Genomic DNA, 18,237 nt, shown 5'->3' with positions numbered 1-18,237 from the left:
CAGCTCAAATGAACAACAAAAGCGAATCAGAGCAGCACCACATCGTATTGTTCCTGGGAATACATCGACTCGACCTGGAAGCGAATCGTTCGCCCGATGAACGCCTCAAGTTCGGCAACATTGCCAGACTCCTCGTCCAGCAACCGGTCCACCACCTTCTGGTTGGCCAGCACTCTATAGCCTTCAGCCTGATAGGCGCGGGCCTCGCGAAGGATTTCCCGGAAAATCTCGTAACAGATTGTCTCGGGTGTTTTCAGCTTGCCGCGACCATGGCAACTGATGCAGGGCTCGCAGAGCACCTGTTCGAGGCTTTCACGGGTGCGCTTGCGGGTCATCTGCACCAGGCCCAACTCGGTGATACCAATGATGTTGGTCTTGGCATGATCACGTTCGAGCTGCTTCTCCAGCGTACGCAATACCTGGCGCTGATGCTCTTCGTCTTCCATGTCGATGAAGTCGATGATGATGATCCCGCCAATGTTGCGCAGGCGCAGTTGCCTGGCAATCGCGGTTGCCGCCTCCAGGTTGGTCTTGAAGATGGTCTCTTCAAGGTTGCGATGCCCGACGAAAGCCCCGGTGTTCACATCGATCGTGGTCATCGCTTCAGCCGGGTCGACCACCAGATAACCACCGGACTTGAGCGGCACCTTGCGGTCCAGCGCACGCTGGATTTCGTCCTCGACGCCATAAAGGTCGAAAATCGGACGCTCACCCGGGTAATGCTCCAGCCGGTCGGCGATTTCCGGCATCAGCTCGGCGACGAACTGCGTTGTTTTCTGGAACGTTTCCCTAGAGTCGATGCGGATCTTCTCGATTTTCGGGTTGACCAGGTCGCGCAGGGTACGCAAGGCCAGGCCTAGATCCTCGTAAATGACGGTCGGCGCCCCCACGGTCTTGATCTGATTGCCAATCTGCTCCCAGAGCCTGCGCAGATAGCGAATGTCCATGAGGATTTCATCGGCGCCCGCGCCTTCGGCAGCCGTGCGCAGGATGAAACCACCGGCATCCTTGATATTTTCCTGGGCCACGCAGTCACTGACCACCTGTTTGAGACGCTCACGCTCGGCTTCGTCTTCGATTTTCAGGGAAATACCGACATGGCTGGTGCGTGGCATGTACACCAGATAACGCGAAGGAATCGAAAGCTGTGTGGTCAGGCGAGCGCCCTTTGAACCGATGGGGTCTTTGGTCACCTGCACCACCAGGCTCTGACCTTCATGCACCAAGGCACTGATGGTCTCGACTGCCGGCCCTTCACGCAGGGAGATTTCCGACGCATGGATGAACGCTGCGCGCTCCAGGCCAATATCAACAAAAGCCGCCTGCATACCCGGCAGGACACGCACCACCTTGCCCTTGTAGATGTTGCCGACAATCCCGCGGCGCTGGGTACGCTCGACATGCACCTCTTGCAGGACACCGTTTTCCACCACCGCCACGCGTGATTCCATCGGCGTGATATTGATCAGAATCTCTTCACTCATGGCTGGCTCTCGTCAAAGGTGTTCAGGTAATGATGGCTCGCTCATGGAAGGCTGGCGAGCGCTGGCAGCTTCAGTGCATCCTCGCTCAACAGGCCTGGAGGCGTTGCCAGCAAGGAATGCCGAACCGCGCCAGCAGTTCGGCCGTTTCACAAAGCGGCAAGCCGACAACGGCTGAATAACTACCACTCAGGCCCTTCACGAACACGGCCCCCAGGCCCTGGATTGCGTAAGAGCCGGCCTTGTCATGCGGCTCGCCACTCTCCCAGTAAGCCTGCGCTTCGGCCGGGCTGATCGAGCGAAACGCAACGCGGCTGCTCACAGACAGGCTCTCGCAACGGGAACCGTCGGTAATGGCAACAGCGGTCAACACCTCATGCTCGCGCCCGGAAAGCGCAGCGAGCATCGCCAGGGCTTCGGCACGGTCCTGCGGTTTACCTAAAATCTGCCCATCCAGAACCACAGCGGTATCAGCCCCCAAGACCGCCAAGGGCGCGCGCGCCTCCGTGGCGGCGAGCATTGCCAGCCCGGCCAATGCCTTGCCACGCGCCAGACGCTCGACATAAGCACAGGCCGACTCATCGGCCAGGGGGGTTTCATCGATGGAGGCACTGATGACCGTGAATGGCACACCAATCTGGGTCAACAGTTCACGACGGCGTGGCGAACCAGAGGCCAGGTAAAGCGGAGTCATCTTGACGTCTCCCTGTCAACGGCGGGCAGTGGAATCAGTGGATGCCGAGTCGGCGGCGCAAGCCTTGCAAGGCGTAGCTGATCCAGGGCCAGAGCAAGGCACTGACAACGGCAGGCCAGAGCAAGGCGAGGGTCGGCTGGCGGTTACCGGTCAGGGCGCTTAGCCACAGTTGGACCAACTGCGCCAGGCCAAAGATCACCAGCACCACCAGGCTCTGTTGCCACATGGGGAACATGCGCAACCGCTGCTGCAGCGACAGGATCAGGAAGCTGATCAAGGTCAGCACCAACGCGTTCTGCCCCAACAGGGTCCCACACAGCACATCGGATGCCAGGCCGAGCACAAAGGCCGTAGTCATTCCGACCTTGTGCGGCAGCGTCAGCGTCCAGAACACCAGCAACAACGCCAGCCACAAGGGGCGCAGGTGATCGGAGCCCTCTGGCATGGGGGCAACGCTCAACAGTATGCCGATCACGAAGCTCAGCCAAATGACCCAGCCGTTTCTGCTTCGGGTACTAACCATTAGTGTCTCTCCCGGGAGTTGACCGGCGCAGCACCCGCGCCATGGGCCGGGGCAGTTGCCGCGGGAGCAGGTGCAGCAGGCGCTGCAACAGGTGCCGTGGCAGCAGGCGTGGCCGGCGCGGGCGCAACCGTGGCCGGGGCATCACCTGGCACGGCGAGCTTCTGCCGGTCCGCGGCTTCCTGGGCCTGGGCCGCTTCGGTGGCGCGCTGTTCAGGAGAACGACTGTCACTGAACACCAACAGCATGTAGCGGCTGCGATTGAGAGCAGCCGTTGGTACCGCACGGACAATAGCGAAGGGCTGGCCTGAGTCGTGAATGACTTCCTTGACCGTGGCCACCGGATAACCCGCCGGGAACCGCTGACCGAGGCCAGAGCTGACCAGCAGGTCGCCCTCCTTGATGTCGGCGGTATCGGCAACATGACGCAGCTCAAGGCGCTCCGGATTGCCGGTGCCGCTGGCAATGGCGCGCAAGCCATTGCGGTTGACCTGCACGGGAATGCTATGGGTGGTATCGGTGAGCAGCAGCACACGGGACGTGTAAGGCATCAGTTCGACCACCTGCCCCATCAGGCCGCGAGCATCGAGCACAGGCTGGCCCAGAACGACGCCATCACGCTCGCCCTTGTTGATCAGGATACGGTGGGTGAACGGGTTCGGATCGATACCGATCAGCTCGGCGACCTCGACCTTTTCGTTAACCAATGCCGAGGAATTGAGCAGCTCGCGCAAACGCACGTTCTGTTCCGTCAGGGCAGCCAGCTTCTGCAGGCGACCTTGCAGTAGCAGCGCCTCGGTCTTGAGTTTCTCGTTCTCGGCCATCAATTCGGCACGGCTGCCGAACTGGTTGGAGATGCCCTGCCAGAACTGCTCCGGCAGGTTGGTAACCCAGTAGGCCTTGATCAGTACCCGCGACATTTGCTGGCGCACCGGCTGCAACACCGAAAAGCGCGCGTCGACCACCATCAGGGCGACCGAAAGCACCACCAGCACGAGCAAGCGAACACCCAGTGAAGGGCCTTTGGCGAAAAGCGGTTTAATGGGCCGTTCCTCGTGGGCGACTATTCAGGAGGTCAATCATACGGCAACACACGTGCCGACGCGTGGCGTAACGCGATGCGGCGCCTGAAGGCGCCGACAACCGCATACAGGTAGCACCCTTGGCACTACCTGTAAACCACTCATCGGATGGCTGCCGGCAAGATCACTCGCTGGAGAGCAGGTCCATGGTGTGCTTGTCCATCATCTCCAGCGCACGACCACCGCCACGGGCGACACAGGTCAGCGGATCTTCGGCGACGATGACCGGCAGGCCGGTTTCCTGGGCCAGCAGCTTGTCCAGATCGCGCAGCAACGCGCCACCACCGGTCAGCACCAGGCCACGTTCGGCGATATCCGAAGCCAGCTCGGGTGGTGATTGCTCCAGCGCGCTCTTGACCGCCTGGACGATAGTCGCCAGGGACTCCTGCAGCGCTTCGAGCACCTCGTTGGAGTTCAAGGTGAAAGCACGTGGAACGCCTTCTGCCAGGTTACGGCCGCGTACATCGACTTCGCGGACTTCGCCGCCCGGATAAGCGGTACCGATTTCCTGCTTGATGCGCTCGGCGGTGGACTCACCGATCAGGCTGCCGTAGTTACGGCGCACGTAGGTCACGATGGCTTCGTCGAAGCGATCGCCGCCCACACGCACGGACTCGGCATAAACCACGCCGTTCAAGGAGATCAGTGCAATTTCAGTGGTACCACCACCGATATCGACGACCATCGAACCGCGCGCCTCTTCAACCGGCAGGCCTGCACCGATCGCAGCAGCCATTGGCTCTTCGATCAGGAACACTTCACGGGCACCGGCGCCCAGCGCCGATTCACGAATGGCACGACGCTCGACCTGGGTCGATTTGCACGGCACGCAGATCAGCACACGAGGGCTGGGCTGCAGGAAGCTGTTTTCGTGAACCTTGTTGATGAAGTACTGCAACATTTTTTCGCAAACGCTGAAATCGGCGATAACGCCGTCCTTCATCGGACGAATGGCAGCAATGTTACCGGGCGTACGGCCCAGCATGCGTTTGGCTTCGGTACCGACAGCGACGACACTTTTCTGGTTGCCGTGAGTACGAATGGCCACGACCGAGGGCTCATTCAGGACGATACCGCGCTCACGCACGTAAATAAGGGTGTTGGCAGTGCCCAGGTCGATGGAAAGATCGCTGGAAAACATGCCACGCAGTTTCTTGAACATGGGAAAGTGACCCTAGGCAACGCGTGGGTAAAAAAGTGCGGCAAACTCTAACAACGGCGGGGATTTTGGGCAAGGCGCCAATATGTTAAATTGGCAGTTTTTCCGAGCAAGCCAGCACATGATCGCGGCCGTATGACCGTAAAATTGCCGGCATGTTCCTCATCACGGATGAAATCCGTTTTTTTGTTTCCCTGGAGATTCCCATGGCGCTTCAACGCTGCGACGTGGAAAAGATTGCTCATTTGGCCCGTCTGGGCCTGAATGAAAGCGATCTGCCACGCACCACTGATGCCCTGAACAGTATTCTGGGGCTGGTCGACCAGATGCAAGCCGTCGACACCACCGGCATCGAACCACTCGCCCACCCGCTGGAAGCCAGCCAGCGCCTGCGCGCTGACGTGGTCACCGAAAGCAACCATCGCGACCAGTACCAGGCCATCGCCCCGGCGACCGAAAACGGCCTGTACCTGGTTCCGAAAGTCATCGAGTAAGGGAAAAGAGCCTGCCATGCATCAACTGACCCTGGCCGAGATCGCCCGCGGACTCGCCGACAAGCGTTTTTCCTCCGAAGAACTGACCCGTGCACTGTTGGCACGCATTCAGCAACTCGACCCACAACTTAACAGTTTCATCAGCATCACCGAAGAGCTGGCCATCAGCCAGGCCCGTGCCGCCGACGCACGGCGTGCTGCTGGCGAGACCGGTGCCCTGCTCGGCGCGCCGATCGCCCACAAAGACCTGTTCTGCACCCAAGGCGTGCGGACCAGCTGCGGCTCGAAGATGCTCGACAACTTCAAGGCGCCCTACGACGCCACCGTTGTCAGCAAGCTGGCCGAAGCTGGCACTGTCACCCTGGGCAAGACCAACATGGACGAGTTCGCCATGGGCTCGGCCAACGAATCGAGCTACTACGGCGCCGTCAAGAACCCGTGGAGCCTCGAGCACGTCCCTGGCGGTTCTTCCGGTGGTTCGGCCGCGGCTGTCGCCGCACGCCTGTTGCCAGCCGCCACCGGCACCGATACCGGTGGTTCGATCCGCCAGCCTGCGGCGCTGACCAACCTGACCGGCCTCAAGCCGACCTATGGTCGTGTTTCGCGCTGGGGCATGATCGCCTATGCCTCAAGCCTCGATCAGGGCGGCCCGATGGCCCGCACCGCCGAAGACTGCGCACTGCTGCTGCAAGGCATGGCCGGTTTCGATGCCAAGGACTCCACCTGCATCGATGAGCCCGTGCCCGATTACAGCGCCAACCTGAATGCATCCCTTGAAGGCCTGCGCATCGGCCTGCCGAAGGAGTACTTCGGTGCCGGTCTTGATCCGCGCATTGCCGACCTGGTCCAGGCCAGCGTCAAAGAGCTGGAGAAGCTCGGTGCGGTCATCAAGGAAATCAGCCTGCCGAACATGCAGCACGCCATTCCGGCCTACTACGTGATCGCGCCGGCAGAAGCCTCTTCCAACCTGTCGCGCTTCGACGGCGTGCGCTTCGGCTACCGCTGCGAAAACCCGAAAGACCTCACCGACCTGTACAAGCGCTCGCGCGGCGAAGGCTTCGGTGCCGAAGTACAACGCCGGATCATGGTTGGCGCCTACGCCTTGTCGGCGGGTTACTACGATGCCTATTACCTGCAGGCGCAGAAAATCCGTCGGTTGATCAAGAACGACTTCATGGCCGCCTTCAACGAGGTCGACGTCATTCTCGGCCCAACCACGCCGAACCCGGCCTGGAAGATTGGCGCGAAGAACAACGATCCGGTTGCTGCGTACCTGGAAGACGTCTACACCATCACCGCCAACCTCGCGGGCCTGCCGGGCCTGTCGATGCCGGCCGGGTTCGTCGAAGGTCTGCCGGTCGGCGTGCAATTGCTCGCCCCGTATTTCCAGGAAGGCCGCCTGCTCAACGTCGCGCACCGCTATCAGCAAGTGACTGACTGGCACACCCGCGCACCTAAAGGCTTCTGAGGAATACACACATGCAATGGGAAGTTGTTATCGGGCTGGAGATTCATACCCAGCTCGCCACCCAGTCGAAGATTTTCTCCGGTAGCGCCACCACCTTTGGCGCCGAGCCGAACACCCAGGCCAGCCTGATCGACCTGGGCATGCCCGGCGTGCTGCCGGTGCTGAACGAAGAAGCCGTGCGCATGGCCTGCATGTTCGGCCTGGCGATCGACGCCGAGATCGGCAAGCACAACGTGTTCGCCCGCAAGAACTACTTCTACCCTGACCTGCCCAAGGGTTACCAGATCAGCCAGATGGAGTTGCCGATTGTCGGCAAGGGCCACCTGGACATCGCCCTGGAAGACGGCACCGTCAAGCGTATCGGCATTACCCGCGCGCACCTGGAAGAAGACGCCGGCAAGAGCCTGCACGAAGACTTCAGCGGCGCCACCGGCATCGACCTGAACCGTGCTGGCACCCCGCTGCTGGAGATCGTCTCCGAGCCGGAAATGCGCAGCGCCAAGGAAGCCGTGGCCTACGTCAAGGCGATCCATGCGCTGGTGCGCTACCTGGGCATCTGCGACGGCAACATGGCCGAAGGCTCGCTGCGTTGCGACTGCAACGTCTCGATTCGTCCGAAAGGCCAGGCCGAGTTCGGCACCCGCTGCGAGATCAAGAACGTCAACTCGTTCCGCTTCATCGAGCGTGCGATCAACAGCGAAGTGCAACGCCAGATCGACCTGATCGAAGACGGCGGCAAGGTCATCCAGGAAACCCGCCTGTACGACCCGAACAAGGACGAAACCCGCTCGATGCGCAGCAAGGAGGAAGCCAACGACTACCGTTACTTCCCCGACCCGGACCTGCTGCCTGTGGTCATCGAAGAGGCCTTCCTCGAAGCCACCCGCGCCACCCTGCCGGAGCTACCACCGCAGAAACGCGAGCGCTTCCAGAGCCAGTTCGGCCTGTCCAGCTACGACGCCAACGTGCTGGCTTCCAGCCGTGAACAGGCAGACTACTTCGAACAGGTGGTTGGCGTATGTGGCGATGCCAAACTGGCCGCCAACTGGGTCATGGTCGAACTGGGCAGCCTGCTGAACAAGCTGGGCCTGGAAATCGAGCAATCACCGGTCAGTGCCGCACAACTGGGCGGTATGCTCTCGCGCATCATCGACAACACCATCAGCGGCAAGATCGCCAAGATGGTCTTCGAGGCGATGGCCGCCGGTGAAGGCGATGCCGACACCATCATCGAGGCCCGCGGACTGAAGCAAGTCACCGACAGCGGCGCGATCGAGAAAGTGCTGGACGAAGTGCTGGCAGCCAACGCCGAGCAGGTCGAGCAGTACCGCGCCGCCGATGAAGCCAAGCGCGGCAAGATGTTCGGTTTCTTCGTCGGTCAGGCAATGAAAGCGTCCAAAGGCAAGGCCAACCCGCAGCAAGTGAACCAATTGCTCAAGAGCAAGCTCGAAGGGTAATTGCATCGCCGGCAACGCTGGCTCCTACCAGGCCTGCACCTTGTAAGAGCCAGCCTTGCCAGCCATGCACACACCTCGGAGTATATGATTCATGTGGCGTCCGCTTAGTGCGCTAGCACTGTTCACCCTGGTTGCCGGCTGTGCCAGCCACGACATCGACCCTCACGGTTACGATGAAAGTGGTACGGCCTCCTATTATGGCGCCCGTCACCACGGCAAGCGTACTGCCAGTGGCGAACCGTTCAATCAACGCGCACTGACCGCTGCGCACCGCAGCCTGCCCTTCGGCACACAGGTACGCGTCACCAACCTGAACAACCAACGCAGCGTGGTGGTGCGCATTAACGACCGCGGCCCGCACACCCGCGGCCGGCTGATTGATCTCTCCCGTGCTGCCGCCGAACAATTGGGCATGATCCGTAGCGGAACGGCCCGCGTACGGGTACAAGGTCTTAGCGACTGACCTTTGAGGGAGCACGACCATTTTTGACCTGGCCTCATTACCGACCTTCAGCCTGCTGCAACTGATCAGCGGCCTGCTGCTGTTGATCACAGGTGCCGAGCTGCTGGTGCGTGCCGCCCTGCGCATGGCCGAAAGCCTGCAGGTGAGGCCGCTGATCATTGGTCTTAGCCTGGTAGCTTTCGGCAGTAGCGCACCGCAATTGACGGTCAGTATTCAAGCAGCCTACAGCGGCGCGCCAGACGTCGCCGTCGGCAGTGTCATCGGCAGCAACATCTTCAACGTTCTGGTAACCCTTGGCCTGGCAGCACTGATTATTCCACTGCGGGTTTCCCGACAGCTGGTAAGGCTGGACATCCCCTTGATGATCGGCGCCAGCCTGCTGGTCTATCTGCTCGCGCTCAATGAACGGCTTGGTCGCCTGGAAGGCGTCCTGCTGCTCTGCGCACTGGTCGCTTACCTGAGCCTGCTCTGGCACCAATCCCGGCACCACGCGCGCACCTATCCGGCCCCAGGGCCAAGGCCACAGCGCAGCGCAGGCTTCTGGTTCAATAGCCTCTTGCTGATGGCTGCCGGCCTGGGCCTTCTCAGCCTGGCCGGACATTTGCTGCTGGAAGCCTCGGTCGAGGTGGCAGTCGACCTGGGACTCTCCGAACGAATCATTGGCCTGACAGTGGTTGCGGTCTGCACCTCACTGCCCGAGTTGGCCACCTCACTGATCGCCGCCTTGCGTGGCGAACGGGAGATCGCCGTGGGCAACGTCATTGGCAGCAACCTGTTCAACCTGCTCGCCGTGCTGGGCCTGACCAGCGTGCTGGCCCCGACGCCCTTGTCGATTTCCCCCAATGCACTGGACTTCGACTTGCCAGTGATGTTCGGCGTTGCTGTCCTGACCCTGCCAGTGTTCTATTCCGGCTACCGGATCACCCGCGCCGAAGGTCTGGTGTTTCTCTGCCTGTACCTGGCTTATGGTCTGCACGTGGTGGCTTTCACCACCGGCATGCCGCTGGCGACGAAGCTTGAGCGATTGATGCTGTTCTATGTCCTGCCAGTGCTAGCGGTGACGCTGCTTTACACCAGCCTGCAAGCCTGGCGCCGTCAACACTAAGGAGAACACGATGGGTGACAGCGAGAAACGCGGCGAACAGGTCCGCCGCCAGGTAATGGGTGACGCTTTCGTTGACCGCGCACTGGGTAACGCTACCGATTTCACGGCGCCGCTGCAGGCATTCGTCAACGAACATGCCTGGGGCAGTGTCTGGAGCCGAGAAGGCTTGCCGCTGAAAACCCGCAGCTTGATCACCCTGGCCGCACTGACCGCATTGAAGTGCCCGCAAGAACTCAAGGGCCACGTGCGCGGCGCCTTGAACAACGGCTGTACGGTAGAAGAGATTCGCGAAGCGTTGCTGCATTGCGCGGTGTATGCCGGCGTTCCAGCAGCGATAGACGCCTTCCGTGCCGCCCAGGAAGTGATCGACAGCTACCAACAGGGCTGATCGATCACTCGCCTGCCTTCGGCGCGTCAGTTGGAAACAGCGGCAGCCTTCTCGTTGCGTTTTTTCAGCCAGAAGGCCAGCCGCAGCAGCACCAGCCAGACCGGAATCAGCATCACTGAGATGTTGATGCCCGGGGTCAAGTACATCACCACCAGAATCAGGGCCAGGAAGGCCAGGCAGATGTAGTTGGTCAGCGGGTAGCCCCAGCTTTTGTAGAACGTCGTTTCTCCGGCAGCCTGCTTGGCCCGGCGGAACTTCAAGTGGGTGATACTGATAATGCCCCAGTTGATCACCAACGATGACACCACCAGTGCCATCAGCAACTCAAAGGCCTTGGCCGGCATCACATAGTTGATCAACACACACAGCCCGGTGGCCACTGCCGAAACCCCCAGCGCCGCCAGGGGCACACCCCGTGCGTTGACCGTGAGCAGGCGCCTCGGCGCATCGCCTTGTGTTGCCAGGCCAAACAGCATGCGGCTGTTGCAATACACGCAACTGTTGTACACCGACAGCGCTGCCGTCAGCACCACCAGGTTGAGTACCGTGGCCACCACGTTGCTATCAAGCGCATGGAAAATCATCACGAAGGGGCTGCCGCCCTGAACCACTTTCTGCCATGGGTAGAGCGACAACAGCACCGCCAGCGCCCCGATGTAGAACAGCAGAATGCGGTAGATCACCTGATTGGTCGCCCGCGGGATGCTGTAGCGCGGATTGTCGGCCTCAGCGGCGGTAATGCCGACCAGCTCCAGGCCGCCAAACGAGAACATGATCACCGCCATGGCCATCAACAACCCGGTCAGGCCGTTGGGAAAGAAACCACCGTATTGCCAAAGGTTGGCCACACTGGCGTCCGGGCCGCCATTGCCGCTGAACAGTAACCAGCCACCGAAGGCGATCATGCTGACAATCGCCACGACCTTGATCAAGGCAAACCAGAACTCCATCTCGCCATAGACCTTGACCTGGCTGAGGTTCATCAGGTTGATCAACACAAAGAACACTGCTGCCGAGGCCCAGGTCGGAAAGCCTGGCCACCAGTACTGGATATAAATCCCCACGGCGGTCAGCTCGGCCATGCCCACCAGCACATAGAGCACCCAGTAGTTCCAGCCCGACATGAAACCGGCGAACTCACTCCAGTAACGGTGTGCGAAGTGGCTGAACGTACCCGATACCGGCTCCTCGACCACCATCTCGCCCAACTGTCGCATGATAAAAAATGCAATCAGCCCTGCAACCGCATACCCCAGCAAAATCGAAGGGCCAGCCAGCTGGATGGTTTGGGCAATGCCGAGAAACAGGCCAGTACCGATGGCTCCGCCCAGGGCGATCAACTGGATATGGCGATTCTTCAGCCCACGGTGCAAGCGCTCGGGCGTGATCTCGTCTTGCATGGAATGTCCTCGGACAGGTCAGGCAGCGTTTGAATTGTTTTGTGACAGGATCTAGATCCAGCCGCCCCACTGCAAGAGGAAGATGCCGATATTTGTCGTCAGCGCCGCCGCCACTGTGGTGATGACAATGATCGATGCCGCCAGCTCATGGTTGCCGTTGACGGCGCGGGCCATCACGTAGCTGGCAGCTGCCGTCGGGCTACCGAAGTAGAGGAACAGAATGCCCAACTCGGCACCTCGGAAACCCCACAACCACGCGCCGACAGTACCGATCAGCGGCAACCAGACCATTTTCAGCAGGCTGGCACTGATGGCCAGACTGCCGCTGTTGCGCAACGATGCCAGCGACAGCGTGCCACCGATACAGATCAACGCCAACGGCAGTGTCATCTGCGCCAGATAGTCGCTGGAGGTCAGTAACCAGTTCGGCAATGGCACCTGTCCATACGCCATTGGAGTGGCCAGCAGCACGCTGATAATCAGCGGGTTACGCAAAATGCTCTTGAGAATGCTCCACGGGTCGGACTTGGTGCTGGAGCTATAGACCGCCAGCACCACCGCCGCCAACGAGTTGTAGAGCAGGATCACCAGGCCCGCCAGAACCGCACCGAGCGAGATGCCGTAATCACCGTACATACTCGCCGCCAACGCCAGACCAATAACCCCGTTGTTGCCACGAAATGCACCCTGGATATAGACACCACGGTCTTCACGCGGGCAACGCCACAGGGCATAGGCCCAAGCCAGGGAAAAACCACCCAGTGTTGCAACCGCAAAGTACAGCAGCAAACCCGGCTTGACCGCCGCACTCAGGTCCGCGTGGTAGATCCCCAGGAACAACAACGCTGGCATACAGACGTTGAAGACCAGGGACGAGGCGGTATGGATAAAACCGTCGTTGATGGCATTAATGCGCTTGAGCAGCACCCCCATGAACAACATCGCAAAAACAGGCGCAGTGATGTTCAGCGTCTGAAAAAAGAGGGCGAGCATGCAGGCGATCCCGTTGGCTGGCTGTCGTTAGGTGGCTAATGATACGCCAGCAAAGGCGATATCTTGATGGGGATTTTTCGCCACACGCAATAAATTTCAGATCAGCGCGTACAGGTCTGAATCAAGTGTCGCATCCGACCAAACAGTGCGGGCTGCACAGGCAGAAAAGCCACTGAAAAGATATTCAATAGCGCAAATACAAGCGCCGGTTCGACAGCCCTGAGTCACTCCGTTTGAGCAACACTATCCTCGCGCCCTGTATCAACGAGCGTCTGACAGAAAACTTCCACCTACATCCAAGACAAGTTACAAGACAACTACAGAAACCACTAACTTTCTTGCAGCCCACCCCCACGAACTTGCACCTCAACAACACTCATTATAGAAACGATCACAACTAAGTTTGTGTAAGACGCTTACCCACCTTAGCCACCTGAGTTTCCACTTGATACTTCTTAGATCGACAAGGACTTCACCGTGCGCACAGAAATCATCAGCCTACATGGATTAACCTTAAGAACGTGGGATGCAGCGGATATACAGGGTTACGCCTCACTGGTAAGCGACAGTGAAACGATGCAATTCATTTCTGCTGGCACCACACGAACCGAGCAGGATGCCGCCGCCGAAGTGGCGACCTTCCAGGAAGCGCACGCCAAACAAGGCTGGTCGCGCTGGGCCGTAAGCCTTGGCCTTGGCTCGCCCTTCATAGGCTACGCGGGGTTTGCTGAAAAAGAGTGGGGAATAAACTTTGGAATGCGCTTTTTAAAGCCCTACTGGGGAACACCTTATCCCTTCACCGCCGCTCATATGGCCGTCACCTATGCCTTTGAAACATTGGGGTTTGAGAAAGTTTATACATTGACAAACCTGAAGCACACTGCAGCACTCAACATGAACAAAAAACTGCTGAACCTGGAAGTACTTCCGGATTGCATTATCGAAACCCCGTTTGGTCCGCATGTAAAAATCGATGTCACCAAACAAAAAATCCTCGAAGTCCGCGCCAAGAACGCCGCCCGTATCGAATCCTTGATCAACTACTTTGAACAGAAACGTGAACGCGCTCTTGAAGCGCCTAAACAGGGCGCGCACCATGCAAATGTCTAAGCAATCGAATGAACGGATTACCCCTCGGGTCAGTGACCTTTCGGACATGAGCGCCTGGCAACCCCGTAGCGGTGTATCCGCCGTACTGCGTTACCTGTACCTGCCTGTAGGCATCATACTTCTGGTACTGCGCCTGTTCAGTCTGTTCTTGGCTAGCCTGATCGCACTGGTTTTACCTCGCGCTGGTAAAAGGGCGCTGTATCGATGCCTCTTGAAAGCCATGAATATACGCATCAAGTGCGCGATGACGCCTCAGCAGGTAGGGCAGCATACTGACGGCTGCGTCGTCGCGCTCAATCACATCAGCGTGTTTGATCACTACCCGGTACTGGCAATGCCTTTCGCCACGGTGATGGTGGTAAAAACCGACAGCATCATCGGCAAACTGACCGGGCACCTGCTGTTTCAGTGCTCAGGCTCAAGCTACTGGCAAGTGACCGATGATAAACGGCAACTCGCCGGGCATTTCCGACAATGGCAACGCGCCCCCGAAGGCACGGCGCTCTACATCACCCCCGAAGCGACCATCAATAACGGCAAAGGCCTTTTCCGTTTTCGCCCGGAGTTCATGGTGCGCCGTCGCCCGGTGGTACCACTGGCAATGAAGCTCAAAACACCCCTGGGACTGAACCCCAACCCGCTTGAAGATCCGGGCGCGATGAAATTCCTGCGGCTCCTGGCCATGCCCTGGCTCGAATTTGAACTGACCTTTCTCGCCCACCAGTCACCCGCTGCGGAGCAGTCAGATCAGGACTTCGCCGATCAAGTACAGAACACCATCGCTCAGCACCTGCAGATAGCCGCCACTCAGTGGACACGCGAAGACAAGTACCACGACCTTGAACAGCGCAGGCTTCAGCCATGAAAGCTCACGTGATTTTCGATTTTGACCAGACACTGCTTCCCGGCGAAAGCACAGTCGAAGTCATCAAGCTCAGCCTGGAAGGATGCCAGGACGCGCCGCAAGTGATTCAACGGCTTGCCCACATCGCCCCAAAGGCTCTGGCAGGCCAGGCCAGCCTGGCAGAATTGCTGACACTGATGAAAATCATCCCCAGAATCCGCCGAGAGCATGTTCAACGCTACATCCGCGAACAGGCAAACTGCCTGCCTGAGGCGCTGCGCACAACCCTGCGCCACCTTCAAGAACAGCAGGTCGGTATACACATCATCTCGGGCGGTTACATGGAGTGGATCGTGCCGCTGGCAGCATCATGGGGGATCAACCCGCAGCACGTCATCGCCAACCGTTTTTTCTGGCTTGGCTCGCGCGCACTGGCCATTCGCCCCTCTCCCTTGCTGAGTTCAAGCAAAGGCAAGTCTGCAATTGTGCGCGAATGGCGGGCCAAAGGCCGTCTGAATGGGCCTGTAATCATCGTCGGGGATGGCCCCGCAGACCATCGTGTACTGGTTAATGGCCTTGTGGATGATTTCATCTGCGTCGATTACTACGCTAGCGCTCCCCTGGACTGTGCAACATCCATAAAAAGAGCGGCGCACCCGACGGAAGTCCTAGGCCTGATCCGTCAGGCCCTGGCAAAACACGGTAGCGAGATCTGATACAGCTCAGCGTCGGACCGGGCGCTTTTGCAGCTTGCGCTGCAACGTGCGGCGGTGCATGCCCAGTGCCCGGGCCGTCGCAGAGATATTGCCCTCATGCTCGGTGAGTACCCGCTGAATGTGCTCCCACTGCAAGCGGTCCACCGACATCGGGTTTTCCGGTACCAGGCTGTCCAGGTCTGCGTGCTCGGACAACAATGCAGCCAGCACGTCGTCAGCGTCAGCGGGTTTGCACAGGTAATTGCAGGCGCCGCGCTTGATCGCCTCAACCGCGGTAGCAATGCTTGAATAGCCGGTCAGAATGACCACGCGCATTTCCGGATCGAGTTCGAGCAGCTTGGGCAGCAGCACCAGGCCCGAGTCGCCTTCCATCTTCAGGTCCAGTGTCGCGTAGTGGGGGATGTCCTGCTGAGCCAGCACCAACCCTTCTTCAGCCGAGCCAGCAATGCTCACACGAAAACCGCGACGGCTCATGGCTCGGGCCATCACGCGGGTAAAGGTGGCATCATCGTCCACCAGCAACAGATGCGGCAGCTCTTCGCCTTCGACCTGGGTTTCATCATTCATTGTTGATCTCCTCGCGCATCACGCGGCAGGCGTAGCTCGGTCAGCGTACCGCCTTCCTCGTGACTATAGAGTTTTACCGAGCCACCAGCACGCGTGACGCTGGCCTTGCTCAGAAACAGGCCCAGGCCGAAGCCCTTGCCCTTGGTGGTAAAAAAGGGTTTCCCGATCGACTCGGCGATGGCCACCGGCACGCCGGGGCCATGGTCGCGGATGTTGATCACGATGTCCTGGTCGTTCCAGTCCAGATGAACTTCAAGCCCATCCGGGCAGGCATCGGCGGCATTGTTCAACAAGTTCAGCAGCGCCTGGGTCAGATCCGGTGGTGGTGCCAGGCGCGGTATGCTGCCTTGGCCAAGTCGCTGGAAGCGGTAACTCGCCTCTGGGCGCATCAAGTGCCAGCGGTTCAGTGCCTCGTCAAGCCAGAAGGTGACGTCCTGATCTTCCACGGCCATGCGCCGGTTGGCTTCGGCGGCACGCACCAGTTGCTGCAAGGTTTCCTTGCACAGTTTGACCTGATCCTGCAGCACTTGCAGGTCTTCCTGCAGTAGCGGGTCGGAATGGTCCTGGCGCATTTCCTTGATCAACACACTCATGGTCGCCAGCGGGGTTCCCAACTCGTGGGCCGCGCCTGCCGCTTGGGTGGCGACGGCCAGCAACTGCTCGTCACGCAGGCCTTCCTCGCGACGCTGGGCGCGCAACTGCTCCTGACGGCGCAGCTCCTCGGCCATCTTGGCGGCGAAGAAGGTAATCACCGCTGCAGCCAGCGCGATGCTCAGCCACATGCCATATATCTGCATTTTTTCCCGTGCAACCGGGAAGGTTTCCAGCGGATAGAACTGCACCAGCAACAGGCTGTAAGCAATAAGTGCGATGCCTGACAGGATCAGTGAGTAGACCCACGGCAAGGTCACTGCAGCGATGGCCAGCGGTACCAGGTAGTACGAGACAAACGGATTGGTCGACCCGCCGGAGTAATACAACAGGGCGCTGTGAATAAGCAGATCACAAGCCAGCTGAAAGGCGTACTCCAGCTCGGTGACGGGCAGGGAAAGGCGCAAGCGCAAGGCCGTGAAGGCGCAGAGCAACGTCGACAAGCCCAGCGTGATAACCAACGACAACCACGGCAGCGGCAGCAGATCAGTCCAGTAGGCAACGGCCACGGAACCGGCCTGGGCCGCCAAAACCAGAATGCGGATGAACGTCAGGCGCCAGAGGTTCTGACGGGTAGCAGAGAGTATTTGTACGGGGGCGAGCATGAGCTCTCCTGATGAGTGCTCCAGGTGAATCGTCGCGAGTATACCGAAGGTGAGGCCTGGTCTGCAGCGATGCGGCAACACACCACAGTTTTTTACAGGCCCATACTGGCATTTTTGAACCTCGCTACACTGCCAAGGGTCTTAAGTGTCTGCGTGAAAATGGATGACCATCAACCACGCCTTTTTTCAAGGAGCCCTACATGTATTTCCCTCGTCGCAGTGCAGCAATGCTATTGGCCGCTGGTCTGATGGCCAGCCTCCCGGTGCTGGCTGAAGAACCTCGTTACAATCAAGTATCCCTGCGCGCTGAAGTCAGCAAGGAAGTGGCTCGCGACCTGATGAGCGTAACCTTGTACAGCGAAGCGCAGAATAGCGACCCTGGCAAGCTCGCAGCCGAAATCACCCGAACCATGAATAAGGCCCTGGAGCAGGCACGCTCAGTCAAGGACATCAAAATCAGCCAGGGCAGCCGCAACAGCTACCCCATTTACGACACCAAAGGCCAAAGAATTACCGGCTGGCGTGAACGTGCAGAGCTTCGCCTGGAAAGCACCGACTTCCCGGCGCTGTCGAAACTGACCGGTGAACTGCTGCAAGACCTGAAAATGGCCGGCATGGACTTTGCCATTGCACCAGCCACCCGCAAGGCCAGTGAAGATGAACTGCTCAAAGATGCCGTAAACGCCTTCAAGAGCCGTGCGCAACTGGCCACCGAGGCACTGGGCGGCAAGGGTTACAAAGTACTCAACCTGAACCTCAACAGCAGTGGCTATCCGCAACCCTATGCCCGTGGCCCAGTCATGATGATGAAAGCCAGTATGGATGCCGAGGCCGCACCCAGCCCGCAGGTCGAAGCCGGTACCAGCCAGGTCAGCATGAATGCCGACGGTACGATCGAAGTACAAATGCCCTGACATCCGCTCACTGCGCGGCGATTTTCACTCGCCGCGCAGCCGCACCTACACGAAATCATCGTAAAAAAACATAAACATTCACGATTAAGCGTTAAACAAGCCAGATAGTTATACCAACGCGACATC

At 59.3% G+C, this 18,237-nt stretch carries 19 protein-coding genes; 10 read left to right on the top strand and 9 right to left on the bottom strand.

Annotation, left to right across the window (positions count from 1 at the left end; all coding sequences use genetic code 11):
- Window positions 1-26 precede the first annotated feature (26 nt).
- From rng to mreB, 5 genes are all read right to left on the bottom strand, one after another.
- Window positions 27-1,484, bottom strand: a complete 1,458-nt coding sequence (rng, locus tag ACZ9H3_RS19920) for a ribonuclease G (protein WP_065759393.1) — start codon at window positions 1,482-1,484, stop codon at window positions 27-29.
- A gap of 85 nt (window positions 1,485-1,569) precedes the next feature.
- On the bottom strand, window positions 1,570-2,175 hold the full coding sequence (locus ACZ9H3_RS19915; protein WP_330522021.1) for a Maf family protein: 606 nt from the start codon (window positions 2,173-2,175) through the stop codon (window positions 1,570-1,572).
- 34 nt (window positions 2,176-2,209) lie between these two features.
- The gene (gene mreD, locus ACZ9H3_RS19910) at window positions 2,210-2,698 is read right to left on the bottom strand and encodes a rod shape-determining protein MreD (protein WP_099773634.1); all 489 of its coding nucleotides are present in this window, start codon (window positions 2,696-2,698) and stop codon (window positions 2,210-2,212) included.
- Window positions 2,698-3,738 (bottom strand): rod shape-determining protein MreC, encoded by a 1,041-nt coding sequence (gene mreC, locus ACZ9H3_RS19905; protein WP_371918256.1) that lies wholly within the window; start codon window positions 3,736-3,738, stop codon window positions 2,698-2,700. The genes mreD and mreC overlap by 1 nt, the downstream gene beginning before the upstream one ends.
- Window positions 3,739-3,901: 163 nt before the next feature.
- A complete protein-coding gene (gene mreB / locus ACZ9H3_RS19900; protein ID WP_008371426.1) occupies window positions 3,902-4,939 on the bottom strand; it encodes a rod shape-determining protein MreB in 1,038 nt (345 codons plus the stop codon).
- Between the two features lie 203 nt (window positions 4,940-5,142).
- Between mreB and gatC the strand changes: the two genes are divergently transcribed.
- The 6 genes from gatC (at window position 5,143) to ACZ9H3_RS19870 (ending at window position 10,311) form a co-directional block, all read left to right on the top strand.
- Window positions 5,143-5,430, top strand: a complete 288-nt coding sequence (gatC, locus tag ACZ9H3_RS19895; protein WP_065759404.1) for an Asp-tRNA(Asn)/Glu-tRNA(Gln) amidotransferase subunit GatC — start codon at window positions 5,143-5,145, stop codon at window positions 5,428-5,430.
- A gap of 16 nt (window positions 5,431-5,446) precedes the next feature.
- Window positions 5,447-6,898: an Asp-tRNA(Asn)/Glu-tRNA(Gln) amidotransferase subunit GatA gene (gene gatA / locus ACZ9H3_RS19890; protein ID WP_065759390.1), complete on the top strand. Its 1,452-nt coding sequence runs from the start codon at window positions 5,447-5,449 to the stop codon at window positions 6,896-6,898.
- Window positions 6,899-6,909: 11 nt separating this feature from the next.
- The gene (gene gatB, locus ACZ9H3_RS19885; RefSeq protein ID WP_065759389.1) at window positions 6,910-8,355 is read left to right on the top strand and encodes an Asp-tRNA(Asn)/Glu-tRNA(Gln) amidotransferase subunit GatB; all 1,446 of its coding nucleotides are present in this window, start codon (window positions 6,910-6,912) and stop codon (window positions 8,353-8,355) included.
- 91 nt (window positions 8,356-8,446) lie between these two features.
- Window positions 8,447-8,818, top strand: a complete 372-nt coding sequence (locus ACZ9H3_RS19880; protein ID WP_065759388.1) for a septal ring lytic transglycosylase RlpA family protein — start codon at window positions 8,447-8,449, stop codon at window positions 8,816-8,818.
- Between the two features lie 61 nt (window positions 8,819-8,879).
- The gene (locus tag ACZ9H3_RS19875; RefSeq protein WP_476222802.1) at window positions 8,880-9,923 is read left to right on the top strand and encodes a calcium/sodium antiporter; all 1,044 of its coding nucleotides are present in this window, start codon (window positions 8,880-8,882) and stop codon (window positions 9,921-9,923) included.
- A 10-nt stretch (window positions 9,924-9,933) separates the two neighbouring features.
- The gene (locus ACZ9H3_RS19870) at window positions 9,934-10,311 is read left to right on the top strand and encodes a carboxymuconolactone decarboxylase family protein (RefSeq protein ID WP_065759386.1); all 378 of its coding nucleotides are present in this window, start codon (window positions 9,934-9,936) and stop codon (window positions 10,309-10,311) included.
- 26 nt (window positions 10,312-10,337) lie between these two features.
- On the opposite strand, the gene ACZ9H3_RS19865 is transcribed toward ACZ9H3_RS19870, so the two are convergent.
- Together ACZ9H3_RS19865 and ACZ9H3_RS19860 are read right to left on the bottom strand one after the other, a co-directional pair.
- Window positions 10,338-11,711, bottom strand: a complete 1,374-nt coding sequence (locus ACZ9H3_RS19865) for an amino acid permease (protein ID WP_065759385.1) — start codon at window positions 11,709-11,711, stop codon at window positions 10,338-10,340.
- 51 nt (window positions 11,712-11,762) lie between these two features.
- Window positions 11,763-12,704 (bottom strand): AEC family transporter, encoded by a 942-nt coding sequence (locus tag ACZ9H3_RS19860; protein ID WP_330522019.1) that lies wholly within the window; start codon window positions 12,702-12,704, stop codon window positions 11,763-11,765.
- Between the two features lie 477 nt (window positions 12,705-13,181).
- Here ACZ9H3_RS19860 and ACZ9H3_RS19855 point away from each other — a divergent pair, with 477 nt between their 5' ends.
- The 3 genes from ACZ9H3_RS19855 (at window position 13,182) to ACZ9H3_RS19845 (ending at window position 15,374) form a co-directional block, all read left to right on the top strand.
- Window positions 13,182-13,814, top strand: coding sequence for a GNAT family N-acetyltransferase (locus ACZ9H3_RS19855; RefSeq protein ID WP_157767117.1), 633 nt, complete (start codon window positions 13,182-13,184; stop codon window positions 13,812-13,814).
- 148 nt (window positions 13,815-13,962) lie between these two features.
- The gene (locus ACZ9H3_RS19850) at window positions 13,963-14,679 is read left to right on the top strand and encodes a lysophospholipid acyltransferase family protein (RefSeq protein WP_476222181.1); all 717 of its coding nucleotides are present in this window, start codon (window positions 13,963-13,965) and stop codon (window positions 14,677-14,679) included.
- A complete protein-coding gene (locus ACZ9H3_RS19845; protein WP_330522018.1) occupies window positions 14,676-15,374 on the top strand; it encodes an HAD family hydrolase in 699 nt (232 codons plus the stop codon). Before ACZ9H3_RS19850 ends, ACZ9H3_RS19845 begins: the two co-directional genes overlap by 4 nt.
- Window positions 15,375-15,380: 6 nt before the next feature.
- Here the strand turns inward: ACZ9H3_RS19845 and ACZ9H3_RS19840 are convergent, their stop codons facing one another.
- Together ACZ9H3_RS19840 and ACZ9H3_RS19835 are read right to left on the bottom strand one after the other, a co-directional pair.
- Window positions 15,381-15,941 carry a response regulator transcription factor gene (locus tag ACZ9H3_RS19840; RefSeq protein WP_099773628.1) on the bottom strand — a complete coding sequence of 187 codons (561 nt, stop codon included), beginning with the start codon at window positions 15,939-15,941 and terminating at the stop codon, window positions 15,381-15,383.
- Window positions 15,938-17,197, bottom strand: coding sequence for an ATP-binding protein (locus tag ACZ9H3_RS19835; RefSeq protein WP_065759379.1), 1,260 nt, complete (start codon window positions 17,195-17,197; stop codon window positions 15,938-15,940). Before ACZ9H3_RS19835 ends, ACZ9H3_RS19840 begins: the two co-directional genes overlap by 4 nt.
- A gap of 200 nt (window positions 17,198-17,397) precedes the next feature.
- Between ACZ9H3_RS19835 and ACZ9H3_RS19830 the strand changes: the two genes are divergently transcribed.
- Window positions 17,398-18,111 (top strand): SIMPL domain-containing protein, encoded by a 714-nt coding sequence (locus ACZ9H3_RS19830; protein ID WP_102053710.1) that lies wholly within the window; start codon window positions 17,398-17,400, stop codon window positions 18,109-18,111.
- Window positions 18,112-18,237: the final 126 nt, after the last annotated feature.

The organism is Pseudomonas sp. TE3910, from assembly GCF_056279025.1.
Note: the sequence above shows the minus strand (reverse complement) of the source record. Positions and strands in the feature narration are given on the sequence as shown.